This is a genomic window from Paraburkholderia sp. BR14320 (assembly GCF_040948665.1).
Classification (GTDB): Bacteria; Pseudomonadota; Gammaproteobacteria; order Burkholderiales; family Burkholderiaceae; genus Paraburkholderia; species Paraburkholderia youngii.
This window is the reverse complement of sequence record NZ_JBFPKG010000031.1, coordinates 25,553-43,427: the sequence shown is the minus strand read 5'-3', so window position 1 is coordinate 43,427 and position 17,875 is coordinate 25,553. Positions and strand designations below refer to the sequence as shown.

At 61.3% G+C, this 17,875-nt stretch carries 18 protein-coding genes; 10 read left to right on the top strand and 8 right to left on the bottom strand.

The features are described 5' to 3' along the window. Positions 1–28 precede the first annotated feature (28 nt). The 6 genes from AB3X89_RS25320 to AB3X89_RS25295 all read right to left on the bottom strand — a co-directional run bounded on the left by AB3X89_RS25320 (position 29) and on the right by AB3X89_RS25295 (position 5,291). Positions 29–946 (bottom strand): NADP-dependent oxidoreductase, encoded by a 918-nt coding sequence (locus AB3X89_RS25320; protein WP_368585773.1) that lies wholly within the window; start codon positions 944–946, stop codon positions 29–31. A gap of 137 nt (positions 947–1,083) precedes the next feature. Next, positions 1,084–1,557 carry a DUF3788 domain-containing protein gene (locus AB3X89_RS25315; protein WP_368585726.1) on the bottom strand — a complete coding sequence of 158 codons (474 nt, stop codon included), beginning with the start codon at positions 1,555–1,557 and terminating at the stop codon, positions 1,084–1,086. 81 nt (positions 1,558–1,638) lie between these two features. After that, complete coding sequence (locus tag AB3X89_RS25310; RefSeq protein ID WP_368585725.1) at positions 1,639–2,556, bottom strand: NADP-dependent oxidoreductase; 918 nt, start codon at positions 2,554–2,556, stop codon at positions 1,639–1,641. A gap of 65 nt (positions 2,557–2,621) precedes the next feature. Continuing rightward, complete coding sequence (locus tag AB3X89_RS25305; RefSeq protein WP_368585724.1) at positions 2,622–3,167, bottom strand: carboxymuconolactone decarboxylase family protein; 546 nt, start codon at positions 3,165–3,167, stop codon at positions 2,622–2,624. Between the two features lie 119 nt (positions 3,168–3,286). Continuing rightward, entirely contained in the window at positions 3,287–3,922 is a 636-nt protein-coding gene (locus AB3X89_RS25300; RefSeq protein ID WP_368585723.1) for a nitroreductase family protein, read from the bottom strand. 412 nt (positions 3,923–4,334) lie between these two features. Continuing rightward, a complete protein-coding gene (locus AB3X89_RS25295) occupies positions 4,335–5,291 on the bottom strand; it encodes a cupin domain-containing protein (protein ID WP_368585722.1) in 957 nt (318 codons plus the stop codon). Positions 5,292–5,613: 322 nt separating this feature from the next. On the opposite strand from AB3X89_RS25295, the gene AB3X89_RS25290 reads away from it, so the two are divergent. The 10 genes from AB3X89_RS25290 to AB3X89_RS25245 all read left to right on the top strand — a co-directional run bounded on the left by AB3X89_RS25290 (position 5,614) and on the right by AB3X89_RS25245 (position 16,099). Then, positions 5,614–6,696 carry an ABC transporter ATP-binding protein gene (locus tag AB3X89_RS25290; RefSeq protein ID WP_368585721.1) on the top strand — a complete coding sequence of 361 codons (1,083 nt, stop codon included), beginning with the start codon at positions 5,614–5,616 and terminating at the stop codon, positions 6,694–6,696. Next, the gene (locus tag AB3X89_RS25285; RefSeq protein WP_368585720.1) at positions 6,686–7,612 is read left to right on the top strand and encodes a carbohydrate ABC transporter permease; all 927 of its coding nucleotides are present in this window, start codon (positions 6,686–6,688) and stop codon (positions 7,610–7,612) included. Before AB3X89_RS25290 ends, AB3X89_RS25285 begins: the two co-directional genes overlap by 11 nt. Then, the gene (locus AB3X89_RS25280) at positions 7,609–8,496 is read left to right on the top strand and encodes a carbohydrate ABC transporter permease (protein ID WP_368585719.1); all 888 of its coding nucleotides are present in this window, start codon (positions 7,609–7,611) and stop codon (positions 8,494–8,496) included. The genes AB3X89_RS25285 and AB3X89_RS25280 overlap by 4 nt, the downstream gene beginning before the upstream one ends. A gap of 132 nt (positions 8,497–8,628) precedes the next feature. Then, positions 8,629–9,963 carry an extracellular solute-binding protein gene (locus tag AB3X89_RS25275; protein ID WP_368585718.1) on the top strand — a complete coding sequence of 445 codons (1,335 nt, stop codon included), beginning with the start codon at positions 8,629–8,631 and terminating at the stop codon, positions 9,961–9,963. Positions 9,964–10,078: 115 nt separating this feature from the next. Then, entirely contained in the window at positions 10,079–11,599 is a 1,521-nt protein-coding gene (locus AB3X89_RS25270; protein ID WP_368585717.1) for an alpha-N-arabinofuranosidase, read from the top strand. 34 nt (positions 11,600–11,633) lie between these two features. Then, the gene (locus AB3X89_RS25265; RefSeq protein WP_368585716.1) at positions 11,634–12,389 is read left to right on the top strand and encodes a FadR/GntR family transcriptional regulator; all 756 of its coding nucleotides are present in this window, start codon (positions 11,634–11,636) and stop codon (positions 12,387–12,389) included. A 294-nt stretch (positions 12,390–12,683) separates the two neighbouring features. Then, a complete protein-coding gene (locus AB3X89_RS25260) occupies positions 12,684–13,319 on the top strand; it encodes a hypothetical protein (RefSeq protein WP_368585715.1) in 636 nt (211 codons plus the stop codon). An 81-nt stretch (positions 13,320–13,400) separates the two neighbouring features. Further along, positions 13,401–14,219, top strand: a complete 819-nt coding sequence (locus tag AB3X89_RS25255; protein WP_368585714.1) for a hypothetical protein — start codon at positions 13,401–13,403, stop codon at positions 14,217–14,219. A gap of 54 nt (positions 14,220–14,273) precedes the next feature. Next, entirely contained in the window at positions 14,274–14,921 is a 648-nt protein-coding gene (locus tag AB3X89_RS25250; RefSeq protein WP_368585713.1) for a hypothetical protein, read from the top strand. A gap of 77 nt (positions 14,922–14,998) precedes the next feature. Beyond that, positions 14,999–16,099 (top strand): hypothetical protein, encoded by a 1,101-nt coding sequence (locus AB3X89_RS25245; RefSeq protein ID WP_368585712.1) that lies wholly within the window; start codon positions 14,999–15,001, stop codon positions 16,097–16,099. Between the two features lie 40 nt (positions 16,100–16,139). Here AB3X89_RS25245 and AB3X89_RS25240 read toward each other — a convergent pair whose 3' ends face one another. Further along, complete coding sequence (locus tag AB3X89_RS25240) at positions 16,140–16,658, bottom strand: SRPBCC family protein (RefSeq protein WP_368585711.1); 519 nt, start codon at positions 16,656–16,658, stop codon at positions 16,140–16,142. Between the two features lie 181 nt (positions 16,659–16,839). Next, positions 16,840–17,832 carry a sugar-binding protein gene (locus AB3X89_RS25235; RefSeq protein ID WP_368585710.1) on the bottom strand — a complete coding sequence of 331 codons (993 nt, stop codon included), beginning with the start codon at positions 17,830–17,832 and terminating at the stop codon, positions 16,840–16,842. Positions 17,833–17,875: the final 43 nt, after the last annotated feature.

Genomic DNA, 17,875 nt, shown 5'->3' with positions numbered 1-17,875 from the left:
GCAGCGCCGCTCGACCTTCCGCGACTTCTCATGGACGAACCTGGATGATCGTCTTCCCGCTGATCCGCTCAGTCGGATTGAAAGCGGCGACGGCTTCGTCGAGAGTCGCGATCTTGCCGATGTTCGTCCGCAGTCGTCCATCCCGTATGCGCTGGACGATCTCGTTCAGTTGCGCACGATCGGACTCGACAACGAAGTCGACCGCGAGACCATTGGCGGGTCGCGCCTCGGCTGGCCCGACCACGGACACGAGCGTTCCGCCGGCTCGAACCAGACCCGCGGACCGTTTCCCGATGTCGCCGCCGATGACATCGAACACCAGATCGACTGCGCCCACATCTTCCAACCTGCCGCGGTCGAGGTCGACAAACTCCTGCGCGCCGAACTCGATCGCCTTCTGACGGTCAGCGGCGCGTCCCGTGCCGATGACGTAAGCGCCGGCCTCTCGCGCGAGTTGAGTCACCATCGTCCCGACCGCGCCGGCCGCACCGTGCGCGAGAACGCGCTGACCCGCCTGAAGGCGCCCGTGCTGGAACAGACCTTGCCATGCGGTCAGTCCCGAGATCGGCAGGCTCGCGCCGACTGTGAAGTCGACATCGCCCGGCAGTGGCACAAGGTTGCGGGCCTCGATCGCCACATACTCAGCGAGGGAGCCGTCTCGATACCAGTCTGCGAGGCCGAACACTCGCTGTCCGACCGACAACCCGGTCGTGCCATAGCCGAGAGCGGTGACTACTCCGGCCAGCTCGTGGCCGGGAATCGAAGGTGTTCGATCACGGTCGCCGCGATCGGTCCAGGTCGAGGGCCACGCCAACTCGGTCCCGACGAATCCCGACGCGTGAACCCGAACAACAACGTCGTTTATCGCCGCCGCCGGTTCGGGCCGCTCGGACAGTTTCATCGCGGCCGTTCCCGCCGCTTGATCCGTCACAGTGATTGCCTTCATGAGAACTATCTCCTTTAAGATCGGCCCGCCTGCCCCGGGCCATTGGCTCACTCGAGACCGCGCTCGCCCGGCTCGATGCATTGGGCTCGTGGCCACTTAACGTCGATGCAATCGAGGCCGAAAGTGTGGCGCGGGTTTTAGAACTTGCGCGACATCGAACCGCCTGATAGTGGAGGGCGCTTCATACTCACAAGCTCGATCACCTCATGGCGAACCTCCGCGGATGAGATCGCAACGGTCAACCATTTCCCGTCGGGGTATGCTCGGGCTTCATCGTAGAGCTTGACCAACTGCGGGCTCCAGAGATAACGCCGCTCCTCGAACTTCTCTCGCTCTGCTCGCCCCAGTACCACCTGAACCGAAAACAGCCCGTATGCCGGCTGCAACGTGCAGAACGCCCTGGTGTTCTTGTAGCGCAGCGACCAACCGCGTTTCTTGCCGCCATAGAGCCAATCTGGCGTGAAAACACCGGGGTACGATGCCGCGATCCAGCTCTGCAACTCGGCCCAATGCTCGAACGCGTCCGGCCCGATCCAGTCCCGGACAATGCGCTCATCGGGTGGTGCTGATTTGTCGGTGATCCTGTCGCCGATCTGGGGGGCCTGCTTCATATCGCTTTCCTCTTTCGCTTCATCGGTGGAATGCTGATGCGCCGGTACGGATGTCGGGGCTTACTATTTCTCGTGGACCCATCATGGGCGAACGCGGATAACCGTCTTCCCGTGGGTCCGCCTGGGTCCATTGAAGGTGGCGACGGCGTCGTCGAGACTCGAGACGTTGCCGATGTTCGCGCGCAGCCGTCCGTCACGCACACGATCGATGATCCCGGTCAGTTGGGCGCGCTCAGGCACGACGACGAAGTCGATCGCCAGACCGTCGGCGGGACGTGCATCGGTCGGGCCAGCAATGGACACCAGCGTTCCGCGGGCTCGAATCAGGCCAGCCGACCGCTTCGCGATATCGCCACCGAAGACATCGAAAACCAGATCTATCGAGCCGACGTCTTCGAGGACGTCGTTCTCGAGGTCGACGAATTCCTGCGCGCCGTAGTCAAGCGCCGCCTGCCGGTGGGCTGCGCGCCCGGTGCCGATGACGTAGGCGCCGGCCTCACGTGCGAGCTGGGTGACCATCGAGCCGACAGCGCCTGCCGCACCGTGCACGAGGACGCTCTGTCCCGCCTGGATGCGACCGTGATTGAATAGTCCCTGCCACGCGGTCAGACCCGGCATCGCCACGCTCGCGCCTACCGTGAAGTCGACGTCGCCCGGCAGCGGCGCGAGATTGCGTGCCTCGACTGCCACGTACTCGGCCAGCGTGCCGCTGCGATGCGAGTCCGTGATGCCGAAGACCCGCTGTCCCACCGACAGCCCCGTCGTGCCATAGCCCAGCGCGCTGACCACTCCAGCCAGCTCTTGCCCGGGAATCACCGGCGTCCGGTCACGGCCGACGCGATCGGTCCAGGTCGAGGGCCACGTCAGCTCATCCCCGGTGAATCCGGAAGCATGAACCCGAACGACGACGTCGTTTATCGCTGCCTCCGGCTCAGGCCGGTCCATCAGCTGCATCCCGGCCGTTCCCGCGGCCTGGTCCGTCACAATGATCGCCTTCATCGTCCATCTCCTTGTGAGTGGTCTATCGTCATGTTCGAATGCGCTGGCAAACGGGGGATTAGCGTTCAGATCGAACCGGCCGGCGTAACCGAGGGAAAGTCCTTCTCGGGATCGAACACGTTGTTGAAGAAGTTCGTCAGCGAGTACATGGCCACCAGCGCGACGATCTCCATCACGTTCGCATCCGTGTAGCCGGCATCGCGGACGGCTTGCAGATCGGCGTCGCTGACCTTGCCGCGGGCCTCGATGACCTTGCGCGCAAACTGGACAGCGGCGTCGCGCTTCGGATCCGCGGCGTGGCCCCTGCGGGCGAGAATGATTTCATCGGCCGACAGCTTTGCCATGTGTTCGGCCGTAAAGCTGTGAACCGTCAGGCAGTAGTTGCAGCCGTTCACTTCAGAGACCGCGAGGCCGATGCTGTCACGCGTCTTCACGTCGAGCGCCTTGCTCAGCGAACCGAGCAGGGTGGCCCATGCGTTGAATGCGATCGGGCTTTGCGCGAAGCTCGCCATCATGTTCGGGGTGAAGCCGATGTTTCTGGTGAACGCGTCGAGCGTCGGCCTGGAATCCGCAGGTACCTGTTGCGGCGTTAGAGCAGTAGTTCTTGGCATCGTAGTCGTCCTTATCAAGTTGCTGGTTTTACTGATCGGCAAAGGTCCGTGCGAGGACCGCTCATTGATTTGCTTCGCGCCGTGGTCCCTGTTTGTACTCGAGGCGGCTCGGTCCGCGCCTATACCAGATCCAATACGTCGGCCACAGGACGACGCGGCTTTTGCGCCCAGTTTCCCTGACGCTCCGCTCCTACGGACAACAGCAGGACCGGCACTTCGTCCTCGCCCAGTCCGAACTCGCGGTGCACGGCTTCGTCATCGAAGCCAATCATCGGCGTCGAACCCAGGCCCATCGAGCGGGCCGCATAGATCATCGCCGCCGCGCCGAAAGTGGCGGTGCGTACAGCTTCGTCTCTCCGTCGCTGCGGGTACGCCATGTACAGATTGCGCGCCGGGATTTCCCACTCCGGCACCATGGTTGCCGGCATCACGCCCGCTTCCACCAGTGGTGCCAGACGCTCGGGTATCACACTGGTTTCGACCAGCTGGCCGCAGACGATGAAAGTAACCGCTGCATCTTTGATCGCGGGCTGGTTCCACGCAATTGGACTCAGCCGGGCCTTGGCTTCGGGCGTGCGTACGGCGATGAAGCGCCAGTTCTGCAAGTGAAAAGATGTCGGCGCACTGGTGCCGATTCGTACCAGTTCGCGGATCTGGTCGTCGCTCAGGGTCGCGGCGGGGTCGTAATACTTGGCCGCGCTGCGGCTCAGGATGCATTCGATGACGGGATTGGTCATGGTGATTTCGTTTTTCATGAGAAGTCCTGTGTGTAGATGGATAGATTCAGGTACACGGATGCTTTCGCTCTATGCCCAGCCATCCGGTAATTCCAACTTGCCGGCGAGCCGATAGCCTTGCGCGCGGCAAGGCGGCTTACTCGAGCGGCGGGAAGTCGACGTCGGTGCCGTTGATACATTTGGTTTGGGAGCCTTCACTTTAGGCCTGCTCGATGCCGCTTTCGAGACTGGATTTACTCAATAAAATGTCCAAAAGGATCAAGTCGACACGGCGCCTCTCGTCTCGTCGAGATCGAGGTTTGCGGGCTGCAGGTATGGACGGACGCGTCGAGGGTCGCTCGCGCGAATGAGCGGCGGCGCCGACCCGTCTAACGCCTCATCGGGGTCGCACACAGAACGCGAAGCGACGATTCGTGGCCGCGACTTGCCGTTACTGACCGTTGCGGGCGATACGGCGCCATTGACCCGGCGTCATGCCCATCCTCTCGGTGAACACACGGCGGAATGACGATACGGATTGATACCCCACCGACTCGGCCACGGCCTCCGTGGTCATCATCGGCTTCTTCAATTCGTTGGCAGCCAGACTCATCCGGATCTCGGTCAGCAGCTCGAGGGCCGAGCGCCCCAGCGTGTCCTGAAAGTGCCGCATGAAGGTGGCGCGTGACATGCTGCATAAGTCGGCTAGCTCAGGCAGGTTCCAGGGCCGCGCCGGATCGGCGAACATGGCTGATATGGCTGGCGCCAATCGTGGATGGCCGGCCAGCGCCAACAGGCCGGCCGGCGCGTGTTCGGATTCGCTCGCCTCGCGTAATACGAGTGTGAAAAGCGCCGAGGAAAGGGCGTTGAGGACCGCGTAGCCACCGACCTTGTCGCCCGTGGACTCTTCGCGCATCAGTGCCACGAAATTGGCCAGGTGGTTCGAAGCAGACCCGATGCGCGTTTCACCATGACTTTCCATGGTCCGTACCACCAGATTCGTCGGCAGGTAATTGCGTATCAGCCGATCATGAGGCGGCCCGATGAGAAAACGCCCGCACAGCATGTCCAGATGCTCGCCCTGGCCGTTGTTCTCGCTGAACATCAAACCGGCGGAATCATGGCGTTCGCAAGTAGGCCCGGGCGTGTGTCCGCTGCCATCGTGCAGCACATGCGCCGACCCGTGAGGCAGCAGCACGATATCGCCGGCTACCAGCTCCGTGGCCGTCTGTGTCTCAGGATCCTCGATCACTGCCCGGCCTTTGAGCACGACGTGGTAAGGAATCTCATGCGCCGCGGACTGGTCCCAGGCCACGCGCCATGGCGCACCGTAGACGCAGCGAACCTCCAGCCGGCCGGTGACGGTGATCATTTGCAGCAGGTGGCTGAGCCAGTCGATCTGGGACATAGAACTCCGTTAGGCCTCGGGACGGCGTCGCGGACAGTTATCTCTCCAACGACTTCGCAAAACGCATTCAGATCATCATTCACGATCCTCGTGCTTCTTTTTGGCGTAGGTAGCGCGGCCGCATGGACGGCAAGTTCTCCTTTCGAATTGCGTATTGCATGGGCAATTCAATAAGCATATCCCGATACCAAATCCGAACAGATCAATATCGAAATAGGGATTGGACGAATCAAACCGTTCGAAATTACTATATTTTCATAATATCAAAGCAGACAAATACAGATAGAGACGGCAGTTCCGGGACATAACCCAAGGAGGCACGGTGACGGGCATTCAGCTCAACGGCGTGACAAAGCGGTATGGCGAGACGGAAGTGATCACCGGTCTCGACCTGAACATCCATGAAGGCGAATTCCTCGTCTTTCTCGGCCCGTCCGGTTGCGGCAAGTCGACGCTGCTACGCATGATCGCCGGGCTGGAGGCCGTCAGCGAAGGCCAGATCAGCATCGGTGGCCGCGAGGTCACGCACCTGCCGCCGGCCAGGCGCGACGTCGCGATGGTGTTTCAGCACTACGCGCTCTATCCGCACATGACGGTCTACGACAACATGGCGTTCGGCTTGCGCAACTCGGGCGTCGTCGCGAGCGAGATCAACCGGCGCATTACCGAGGCCGCCCGCATGCTCGAACTCGATGCGCTGCTCAAGCGCCGCCCCGCGCAACTGTCGGGTGGTCAGCGTCAGCGGGTCGCGATTGGCCGCGCGGTGGTCAAGGAACCAGAAGCGTTCCTGTTCGATGAGCCGTTGTCGAACCTCGATGCGGCGTTGCGCACGCGTACCCGGGTCGAACTGGCGCGGATCCATCGGCGCCTCAGCTCGACGATGGTCTTCGTCACACACGATCAGATCGAAGCGATGACGCTCGCCACACGCATCGTCGTGATGAACCGCGGCCGCATCGAGCAGATCGGCGCGCCGCTCGATATCTACCGGCGTCCGGCGACGCGCTTCGTGGCCGGCTTCATCGGCGCACCGGCAATGAACTTCATCGATGTCGAACCGGCCGGCGAAAACGGCGGCCATTTGTGCGTGCGCCTGCCGGTCGACAGCGTCGTGCTGCCGACCACGATCGCCGCCGGCAGATTGCCGCCGGGCCAACTCACGCTCGGCATCCGCGCCGAGCATGTGGTGATCGACGCCGCCGGCGCGCTCAATGGGCGCGCCGAATTCATCGAGCGCCTCGGCGACCGTTCGCTCGCGCACGTGAGTCTGGCCAGCAATCAGCTGATCGTCATCGAGATTCCGCGCGAGTACGAATTGCAGCCCGGCGACCCGCTTCGTATGAGTCTCGATGCTGCCCATCTGCACCTGTTCGACGCCAGCGGGAGCGCGCATCATGGCGGCTGATCGCCCGCTGACGGCCGGTCTGCCGAAAGCGCGGCGGCGCCGTTTCAACTATCCCCTCGCGTCCTGGTCGAACGGGCTGTTCGTGTTGCCGTTCGTGATCGTCTACGTGCTGTTGCTGGTGGTGCCGCTCGTGTACGGCTGGTGGCTGAGCTTGCAGAACGTCGATCTGCTCGGCGGCACGTTCGAGTTCATCGGCCTAAAGAACTATTTCGACCTCGCGTCCGATCCGATCTTTCGCGGCGCCGTGCGCAACACGTTCTACTTCGTGTTCATGACCGTGCCGATGTTCGTCGCGCTCGGTCTTGCGCTCGCGCTCGTGCTCAATCGGCCGGGCCGATTTTGCGCCGCGCTGCGTGCGATCTTCTTCGGGTCGTCGGTGCTGTCGGTGACGATCGTCACGCTCGTCTGGAAGCTGGTATTGATGCCGGGCCATGGGCTGCTCGCCGATGTCAGCCGCGCGCTCAACATCCCCGAGTACGTGCCGCTCGTCCATGAAGCCACGGCGCTGCCGATGATCGCGATCGTCACCGTATGGTGGATCGTGGGCCTGCCGATGATGCTGTTTCTTGCCGCGCTCCAGCAGATCCCACAGGAGTTATACGAAGCCGCTGCGCTCGATAACGCGAGCCGTTGGCGCACCTTCGTAGCGATCACGCTGCCGTCGATCCGGCGCACCGTCGCGCTGGTTGCGGTGATCGAAGCAGTGTTCCAGTTCCAGCTGTTCGGTCAGGCGCAATTGCTGACCGGCGGCGGACCGAACAATGCATCGCGACCACTCGTCCAGTTCATTTACGAATCCGGCTTCCGCCAATGGTTGTTCGGCTATTCGGCTGCCGCGGCCCAGGTGCTGTTCGCACTGATGCTGCTGGGTATCGCCGTGCAGTCATGGATCGTACGCAGAAAGGACCCCGCATGAGTACCGCCGCAATGCAGTCCGCTTCGAATCCAGCTGGGCCCGAACGTTCGCGCGGGTCGTTGGCCGGCCGTCTCGGCGAACGCGTGATGCTCGGCGCCGTGGTGCTGCTCGCGCTCGTCTGGATCGCGCCGCTGGTCTGGGTGTTCGCGCTGTCGTTCAAGCCGAACGCCTTCCTGGAGCAGCATACCGATGTGCTGTTCTCGCCACCGTTCACGCTGCAGAACTACGCCAGCATCATCGGTACGTCAGCCGTCGGCGGCTGGTTGATCAACAGCGCGATCGTCGCGCTGGGCCAGACGCTGCTGACGCTCGTCATCGCGTCGCTGGCCGGCTACGGTTTCGCGCGCACGACGTTTCCAGGCAAGCGCTGGGTATACGTGATCTGCCTCGCGGGGCTCGCGGTTCCCGAGCAGGCGCTCGTGATTCCGCTGCATAGCCTGTTCGCGTCGCTCGACTGGCACAACACCTATGGCGCACTGATCATGCCGAGGCTCGCGTCACCGTTCGGCGTGTACCTGATGACCCAGTACTTCAAGGCCGTCCCCGTCGAAATCGAGGAAGCCGCGCTGCTCGACAACGCGTCGCGCTTCAAGGTGTTCTGGCGCATCGTGCTGCCGCTGTCGATTCCGGCACAGGCGACGCTTGCGATCTTCACCTTCCTCAGCGCGTGGAACGACTACCTGTGGCCGCTCGTGTCGGCATCGAAGCCGGAGATGTATACGTTGACGATCGGCCTCGCGTCGACGCAAGGCAATTTCGCGCAGTCCGAGGGCATTGGCTATCTGATGGCGCAAGCCGTGTTCGCCGGCCTGCCGATCTTCGTGCTGTACCTGTTTTTCCAGAAGTACATCGTGGCCGCCGTGGCGGGCACCACGGTGCGCTGAACCGCTGGCACACCGATGTTTCCCGGCATCGGCGCCTTGCTTGAAAAGAACCGGTCACGCCGGTAATCCATAGCGGCCGCGCGCTGTCGATCGGAAATACGCGGCTCATCGAGTATTCGACAGGAGACAACCATGAAGAGATCGCTCGTACGCGGTGCGCTTTTGCTTGCCTTGCTGAGCCTGACGGCGGGCCTCGCGGCTCCCGCTCAGGCCAAAACCGAAATTACGCTGTCGCGCTTTTTCGGCGCCTGCGACGCTGAATACGGCAATGTGAACGACGTGAGCAAGGCCGCGGGTGAGTGCGGAATCATCACGACGCTGGTCAATGAGTTCAATGCGACGAACAAGGAAGATATCGTCGTCAAGCCGCAGATCATCGAATGGTCTCCTTACTATACGCAGATCGACGCGCGCATTCTGAGTCACGACGTACCGACGATCTCGGTCATGCACGAAGCCGTGCTCGGCGACTATGTGAAGCGCAAGCTCGTCGAACCGCTCGACGTCGGGTTCAAGTCGGTGGGGATTGATACGAAGGACTTCACGGATCACGCGCGCCGCGGCGTCACGTTCGACGACAAGACCTACGCGTTGCCGTTCGACACGCATTCGTGGCTCTGGCATATCAACATCAATCTGTTCAGGAAGGCGGGTCTCGTCGACGCGAGCGGCAAGCCGATCCTGCCGACCACGCCCGACGAACTGCTCAAGCAGGCGAAACAGTTCAAGGACAAGACCGGTCTGCCGTACATCACAATGCCGATCGCCAACGAGAGCGCCGCGCAGACGCGTTCGTTGTACACGATGGTCTATCAGCAGAACGGCACGCTCTTTCCGTCGGGCCCGACCAAAATCGATCCGCGCGTCAAGCCCGTGACCAACGCACTGCAATTGCTGGATGGGCTGATGAAGGCGGGCGACATCACCCCGAACCTCGACTACGGTGCAGCGAATCAGGCGTTCATGAACGGCAAAGCGGGTGTGCTGATCTGCGGCACATGGGTGATCGAGGACTTGACCAACCTGTCGAAGAAAACCGATTCGCCGCTCGCCAACAACGGCTATGAGGTCGTGCCGTTCCCGAACCTGTTCCAGAAGAAAGCGGTGTGGGCCGATGGCCACTCATGGGTGATGCTCAAGGGCGGCGCGAAGGATGACAAGAGCCGCCACGCCGCGTTCGTGTTTCTCAAGTTCCTCTACGACCACGACGCCGACTGGGCCCGCACGGGGCATCTGCCGGCGCGGCAGTCGGTCATCGATAGCGCGGCGTTCAACGCGTTGCCGCATCGCGCGGACATCAAGGAGATCTCGTCCATCGGCTATGCGCTGCCAAACACGGTGCCGCGTCAGTTCGCGATTCAGGAGATCGTCGGCAGCGAGGTCAGCAACATGTTGACCTCAGGCAAGCCGATCGCCGCCGTCGAACAGGATGCGCAAGACCGCGTCAACAAGCTGCTGTCCAGGTAGTGGCCGCACGCCTGTCCCGAACTCAACGAAACCTCGCCGAACCCATTCGAGCTCACAAGCCGGCGTGCCGCATCGCGCGGCACGCGCAGGCGACCTCACCACAGGACCTATCACAATGATTACCTCCCGCCTTGTCGTCGACCGGGATTTCGTCGTCGCTGACCTTGACCGGCGCGTGTTCGGTACTTTCGTCGAACATATGGGCCGCTGCGTCTATACCGGCATCTATGAGCCGGATCACCCCGACGCGGATGAGCGTGGCTATCGAAAAGACGTGATGGCGCTCACGCGCGAACTCGGGCCGACGATCGTCCGTTATCCCGGCGGCAACTTCCTGTCGGGCTATAACTGGGAAGACGGTGTCGGCCCGAAGGCGCAGCGGCCCAAGCGGCTCGATCTCGCATGGTATTCGGTCGAGACCAATCAGTTCGGCACCAACGAATTCATCGACTGGTGCCGCGAGCTCGATATCGAGCCCATGTACGGGGTCAATCTCGGCACGCGCGGACCGGACGAAGCCCGCCATTTCGTCGAGTACTGCAATCATCCCGGCGGCACCGCGCTGTCGGACTTGCGCCACGAACATGGTTACGCGAAGCCGCACGACATCAAGTTCTGGTGTCTCGGCAACGAGATGGACGGCCCCTGGCAAATCGGCCGCAAGACCGCCGACGAGTACGGTCGCGTCGCGCTCGAAACCGCCAAGCTGATGCGCGCGGTCGATCCCACCATTCAACTCGCGGCGTGCGGCTCGTCGACTCACGACATGGCGACCTATGGAGCGTGGGAAGATCGCGTGCTCGAACACTGCTTCGATCAGGTCGACTTCATCTCCTTGCACACGTACTTCGAGAACCGTCACGACTCGACCGCGGAATTCTTCGGCAACATCGACGTGATGGATCTGTTCATCAAGGAGATCGTTGCCGTTGCGGACAGCGTGGCGGCGCGCAAGCATTCGAACAAACGCATCATGCTGTCGTTCGATGAATGGAATGTCTGGTACAAGGCGCGCTCGATCAACGATCTGCGCAAGCCGGGCTGGCCAAGCGCGCCGCGCCTGATCGAGGAGGTCTATAACGCCGAGGACGCGCTGGTGGTCGGCGGCGCACTGATCACGATGATGAACAACGCGGATCGCGTCAAAACGGCGTGCCTTGCGCAACTCGTTAACGTGATCGGACCGATCATGACCGAGCCGGGCGGAGCCGCGTGGCGGCAGACGATCTTTTATCCGTTCTCGCAGGCGTCGAAGTTCGGTCACGGCCGCGTGCTTAAGCCGGTGATCGAATCGCCCGCCTACGCGGCCGAGAGCTTTCCCGAGATCGCCTACCTGTGCGCCGCCGTGGTCGACGACCGCGCGAGCGGCACCACGACGATCTTCGCGTTGAACCGGCACCTGACCGACGAGATGGACCTCAGCATCGAATTGCGCGGCCTCGGCGTGGAGCGCACGCTCGATCACGCGCTCGAACTTCACCACCCGAACATGAAGGCGGTGAATACGCGCGAAGCGCCGCTGACGGTCGTACCTACGACCAACGAGAAGATCTCGGTCGATGGCGAAAAACTGACGGCGCGCCTGAAGCCGGGCTCGTGGAACGTGATAGTCACGACCGCGGCAAAGCGCGGCTAGGTGGTTCGCACGAGAAGTCTACGAAGGAGGGGTGATGTTCGAGCGTGAGCCCGTCGTAGGGACGATGATCGCGCAGGTTGCGCGGATCGTCGGCATGAGGATCGTCTCGGGCGAATTCGGCCCTGGCGATCTGCTCCCTGTCGAAAGCGAGTTGTGCACCGAGTACCGTGTGAGTCGCACGACCGTGCGCGAGGCGATCAAACAGCTCACCGGCAAGCGCCTGATCGAAGTGACGCCGAAGATCGGCACGCGCGTGTTGCCGTTCTCGGACTGGAATCTGCTCGACCGTGATGTGCTCGCGTGGCGGCTCAATGCGCAATTCGACTCGAAGATCGTCGAGGACATCTTCGAGATGCGCATCTGTTTCGAGCCGCGCGCGAGCTTTCTCGCGGCGCGGCACGGCAGCGACGACGACCTTCAGCTGATCGAGCGCCGCTACCGCGAGCTGGCGAGCGCCTATGCTTCGCCGTCGGCGCATTCGGATGTGCGCGCGGTGAGCGAAGCGGTGCTCGAATTTCATATGGCGATCATCGCGATGTCACAGAACGGCATGTTCATCACGATCGGCAGTGCGATCAAGGCGGCGTTGCGGGTGTCGTCCGAGATGCTGCTGCGGCAGGCGGCGCGGCCGAGCGAAGATATCGAGCTGCATGACGCGGTGCGTCGCCGGATCGTTGCGCGCGAACCGGAGGCCGCGTCCGCCGCGATGACGCGTCTGCTCGAAGCATCGCGCGAAAGGATGCTGCGCTACACGATCAGCCCGAAAGACGTGGTGGGGCGCGAGGGCTAAAAGACTCGGGCGGATCGGCGCATACCGCTTGCGCAACGCGACGCGTCGCTGCCTTGGGGCACTGGCAACATTTTTCCGACCCGGCATACGCGCACGCTTGTCGTTCGTTCCGGCGGCACAAGCATAAGTTATGCGGAACGTATGCCGCCTGCGAAGGCGAAAAATGCATTTCTGGCCGCCTTCGCAGCCGCCGACGCCCAAACGTCTGATCTTGTTGATTGGGCGGAGCAGTTTACCTATCCTTTTATCCGGGCTTAAGTGCGGGCCGTGTGGTACTCAGCGGAAGGGGCGGACATGTCTACACCCAACAAACTTGGGCTGACCATCACCATCCCAAAGACAGTCTTCAGTTATCCCTGCAACTACAGTTTTGATCACTTCGTGCCGCTTACGGTGATGAAGGATAAATGTGGAATGGATGTGCAGATGCTTTGGGAATCTGCCGATGGCAATCTTATGCATCTCGCGGGGGTGTACAGCAACGAGCTCATATCCGCGCCGATAAAAGCCACAGGTTGTTTCGCCAATCGAGGTTTTCATGTTTCCAGCAAGGTGGAGACATACTTGGGAAAAAGCAACGATGAGCACGGCTTTCCTGCCGAGATCGCCCTAACCGGCCCGGGCGAAATGGTTTTATACCAGGTCTTCGTCTATGGCACGAAACCGTGGACGGTTGCGCCATGCTCAGGATTTCAGATTACCCATTCCGTGACAGACATCGGTGACGGTAAATTCAAAGTGACCACCACCAAGGAAGGCAAGGCGGTGCGCTTTCGTCACAGTATCGATGCTAGCGAAGGTGTCGTCGTGGAGGAACCCGTTGAGTATTCGTCGGAGGCGGGGCAGGGGCGTGCAACCGTGGTTCAGATCGTCCAGCGTGGCGGGATCAAGCCGGCGATTCTGATCAAGGCCGACCTCTGCATACGATGACGGTGCCGCTGCAATTCAGGCACCCATTTCAGGCACACATTTCCGCAACAGCAACGGCCGCTCTGATCTGCCGATCGAGATATGGACTTTTCCGCCGGCGACATCATTATCGAGTACGACGACAGTGCCGACGAAGCGAAGCATGCGCTCATCTGGGTGGCTGACGCCGGGGGAAAAACCGTCATCCACAGCAAGGACGTGGGGAACCTGCAGGGCGTCGTGCAGCAGTCCGTCGGTGCGCTGGCAGTCACCGACGACGACATCAAGTACCTCGTCTATCGTTACGAGAGTTCCGCCGTGGCCCAGGCGGCAGCGTGTTTCGCCGCAAGATGGGCCACGCGAAGTGACGATCCCATGGTGGTTGCGATGGTGAAATATGCCGAAACGAAAAATCAGGTCGTGAATGCGACCGTTCCGTTCGGGCGGCGTGGAGATGAATACCAGACCGATGAAGCCTGGACTGGCGACTCTTTGGTCCGCGCGGTGCGCGCCTGGCACCGCGGGATCACGGGCGTGAAGCTTTCGAGTCGCAAGGGAATCAGCTGCTCGCAGTTCGTCACATACTGTTTTCAGGCGGCCTGCCTGCACGCCGCGCTGCACAATATGTCCTTGCAATCACAGCAGGCGAAGAACTTTCTATTGGGTCCGCAAAATTTCCTGGCCTTGAAAAAGGGAAACCGCTACAGCCTCGTCTATGAAGCCCTGAAACCGGTGGTTGAGAATCTGAATGGCTTTATCCCGCCCGGCATGCTGGTCGATGCAAAGACGACGGACGCCGAGAATCTGCAGAATTGCCTCGAACAGGAGAACAGCAAGTTCGAATGCGTGGGGGTCGTGGCGACGGATAACCGGACCAGACCCACCAAAGCCTGGATCGAGGCGGAAGAGAAGTCTGATTGACGCAGCGAGCCGCCCCGCGGCGATGAAGATTCAGGGGGAATCGAGGAGAACGTCATGCCGGTTACCAGGACCGTGATGTCGATTCACGATGATCAGACGGGGGAGGGTACTGCGCTCGCATTTCCCACGATGTCGACCTGTTCTGCGATTATCTGCGTACTCGCCGACCGGCTCGTGGGCGTTCATAAAACCCAGGGCTGGCGCGGCAGCACAAACACTTTGTTCGCGCGCGCCGTCACGTTGATCGGCGGTGACAGGGTCTACGAGCTTTATATCGCCGGCTGGAACGTGGGCAGCAAGGAATATCACAACATCAGCCAGATTCAGAATGCAGTGGGATGCGCGGATGTGGCGACCTATGTGCTCGACTACCACAACGCCGATGTCATCGTCAAAAACAAACACAGCGGGGATCTGGTCAATCAGCAGGCCTTCCAGGCGCGAAAGGGGAAAGTCTTCACCCCTAGCCCAACCTCCGATCTCTGCACGTTTGCGTTTCATACCGGCAAGCGGAATCCCACCATCGGGATCAAGCGGTCGTCGAAGGTGACCATTACCGGCAGTGATCATGACGCCGTTAGCGAAAACCTCAAGCGCGAGGGGAGGGACGGGATGATGATCGCCGTGACAGAAGATATCCAGACGCCGAGCGATCATCTTCACATCCTGGACAAGTACCTGGATTTCGTTCACGTGGTTTGAATCACCGTGGCGATGCACGAGGGCGGACGGATCGGTGCGAGACCATTGCTGCGGCACACGACACTTTGGGAATAGCCATGAAAGACGTGACTGTCAGGATCAACGACACGCTTGGATTCATTCAAACCTCGGCAATCGGGACCTTCGCCGAGAACGCCTGCGCGCACGCTCTGGCCACTTCCTATATTCAGAATCACTATCCCCCGGCCAACGCACATCAACCCGGCTACGTGAATTTCTCAAACGGGATGTCGATGAAGAATGTGCACAACGCGGGTAACGAGACCCAGCGCGAAATGCGACGCGCCATTTATCTCCTGTGGCATGCCATTGGAAACAACGCGCTTGCAAATCGGGCCACGACGCTCGGTGCCGGATTGTTGGCAGCTGAGTATCGCCGTCTGTTGCAGAAGGCCAGGATAGTAGAGGATGCACATCATGCGCGCGACCACGGCAGCAGAAATCTGCTGACGACGGTTATCCCGGCTGCGCCGCTGCAGTTTCTCACGGACAACAAGATCATGGTTCGTGGTTCGACGGCCTATGCGCCGGATGCGCTAGACCGCAATCTCGTGAACTTTTACTTCACCTACGACGCGGCCCAGGATCGCTACATGTTCGTGCCCGTCGCGGGCTTTCCGGTTCCTGCAGGCGCGTATGGCTTTTCCGCAGCAAGCGTGCGCGCCGTGCACTGGACTGCCGTCCCCGGTAGAGGAATCGTAGTAAATCCGGGGCCACCGCCGGGTGCTGCCAGCTTTGGCGCCATCGACGGTACACGTCTCGATGGCTCCGACGTGATGGTCACGACGCAGTTTACCGGCTGCAGTTTTTGCATGAAGGACGTGGGAGGGGTGATCTATGGCGCTCATATTTCGCCCAGCATCCCCGGACATCCGAACCCGCATGTCGGCCCGACCATGGCCCAGCAGCTCTGCGGAATGAATGCTAACGTTGGCGCCGGCGATTTCGCGAATCATGCAGGTGCCGCTCCTTTCATGGTGTATGGCGCAGGGCACAGCAACATCCCCGGCTTTCCAAACGGCTACCCGGTGCCCGGCGCTGGCGCGAATCCACTCCAATACATGTGCATGATTGGCGTGCGAGTGGGCGGCATTTGGCAGATCTTCTCCCAGCAAGTGTTCGCGGGCGGCGCATTCGCCGCCTTCCAGGTTCTGTAGTGGAATGTGTGCGAACAAAAAGATTCGGAAAAAATCCGGGCTACGGCATTGTTTCCAACGCTTTCTTAAGTCGCGCGACTGCCTCGTCGGACTCCTGCTGGATTCGCGTTCGAACGAACAGGACATTCAACACCGCAAACCATAGTGTCGGCGCGCGGTACACGAACTCGCGCACGAATCGTGTTTCTGACGCTACGGGCGTCAACGCGTAGCTCACTGTGCCTGCAGGCTTCCCGTCTATCGTGCCGACAATGGCCCATTTGTGCGGACGGTCCCGTACGGAAACGGTCCACAGGACGCTTCCCCGGCGACCCGCCACGCGGAATTCTTCGGCAACCTGTTCACCGACATTTAACGAGTGGTCGACCGCCCCTCTTACCGATAGCGAAGACGGGTGCCAGCTGGGCCAGTGAGCAGGTGTCGTGACGTAGTCGAAAACCACCGCATCCGGTCGCTCGATCGAGGTCACGGTGGCAATCCTCGTCGTAAGATTGACCGACCCAGGCAACGGGACGGCAAGCAGTGCAGCGACCACGATGACTGCCAGGAGCGCGCTCATCCATTTCGATGGCCATTTCATCCGGGACTCGCGAAGTATGCTCCGTGCACCGATAGGATCTGGCGTCAACGGCGCAACTTACAATCAAGGCACGATCGGGGCTTACTACTTGCTATCCAGACGAACTGGCTGCGCAATTCCACATTTTCAGCCGCTTCGTCGTCGCCGTGGTCGCCGGCTTTCAATGCTTCAGGCAAGTGTCGGCGTTCTTCCACGTGCAGACGTCGAGTCCGGTGTGAATGACCGGAGGCACGGACTTCCCTTGCGCGAGGTCGCGCATGACCATCGCGGCGCGGTAGCCCATTTCCTCGGGCCGCTGACCGACGAGCACATTCACCTTGCGGTCCTTGAGCGCCTGCAGTTCGGGCCCGAGCGTGTCAGCCGAGACGATCACGAATTTGCCGTTCTTGATCTTGTCCATGATCGGGGCGACGACCTGCGAAAAGGCCTGCGGAGCAAAGAGCGGCCAGCCGCCCGCCAGTAGAAAGGCGTCGAGACCCGTGGGGTTGGCGGTCAGCGTGTCCTGCATCATCTGATTCGCCTTCGCGGCGTCGTCGTTCACGTAGAGCGGACAGCCACTGATCTCATGCCACCCGTTCTCGCCAGCGAGCTTCGTGATGCCCTTCTTCCCGGAGAGCACATCGCGCGCGCCCTGGGCCCGCTGGTTGATGTTCTCCGCAGCCGGATTGCCCATCACGAGGCAGACATTGCCGCCTTTCGGCATCAGCATCTTCAGCTGCTCGCCGAGCTTGGCGCCCAGCTCGTAGTTGTCGGTGCCGACATAGCTTTTGCGCAGTGACGCATCCTTCGGCAGCAAATCGGCATCCGCGGTGATGACCGGGACCGATCCGCCGCGGCGGCGCAGCACCTCCGCCACGGCCGGCGCGTTCGCGGGCGAGATCGCCATGCTCGCGACGCCCTTGGTCAGCAGGTCGTCGATGATCTGCACTTGCGCGCTCTCGTCGGCCGCGGTCGCGGGACCGGTGTAATAACAGTTGTAGCCTTGCTTGTTGAGTTCCTTGTTCGCCCGTTCGCATCCCTGATGCATCAGGTCGAAGTACGGGTTGTCGAGACCCTTCACGACCAGCGCAAGGGTCTTATCGGCCGCAAAGCCCGGGGACGCCAGCATCGCGAGTCCTCCAGCCGCAGCAAGACACATCAACAGTTTTTTCATGGCTTCCTCCTGTTGGGCGCCGGCTCTGCGGTGCCCGTGTCGG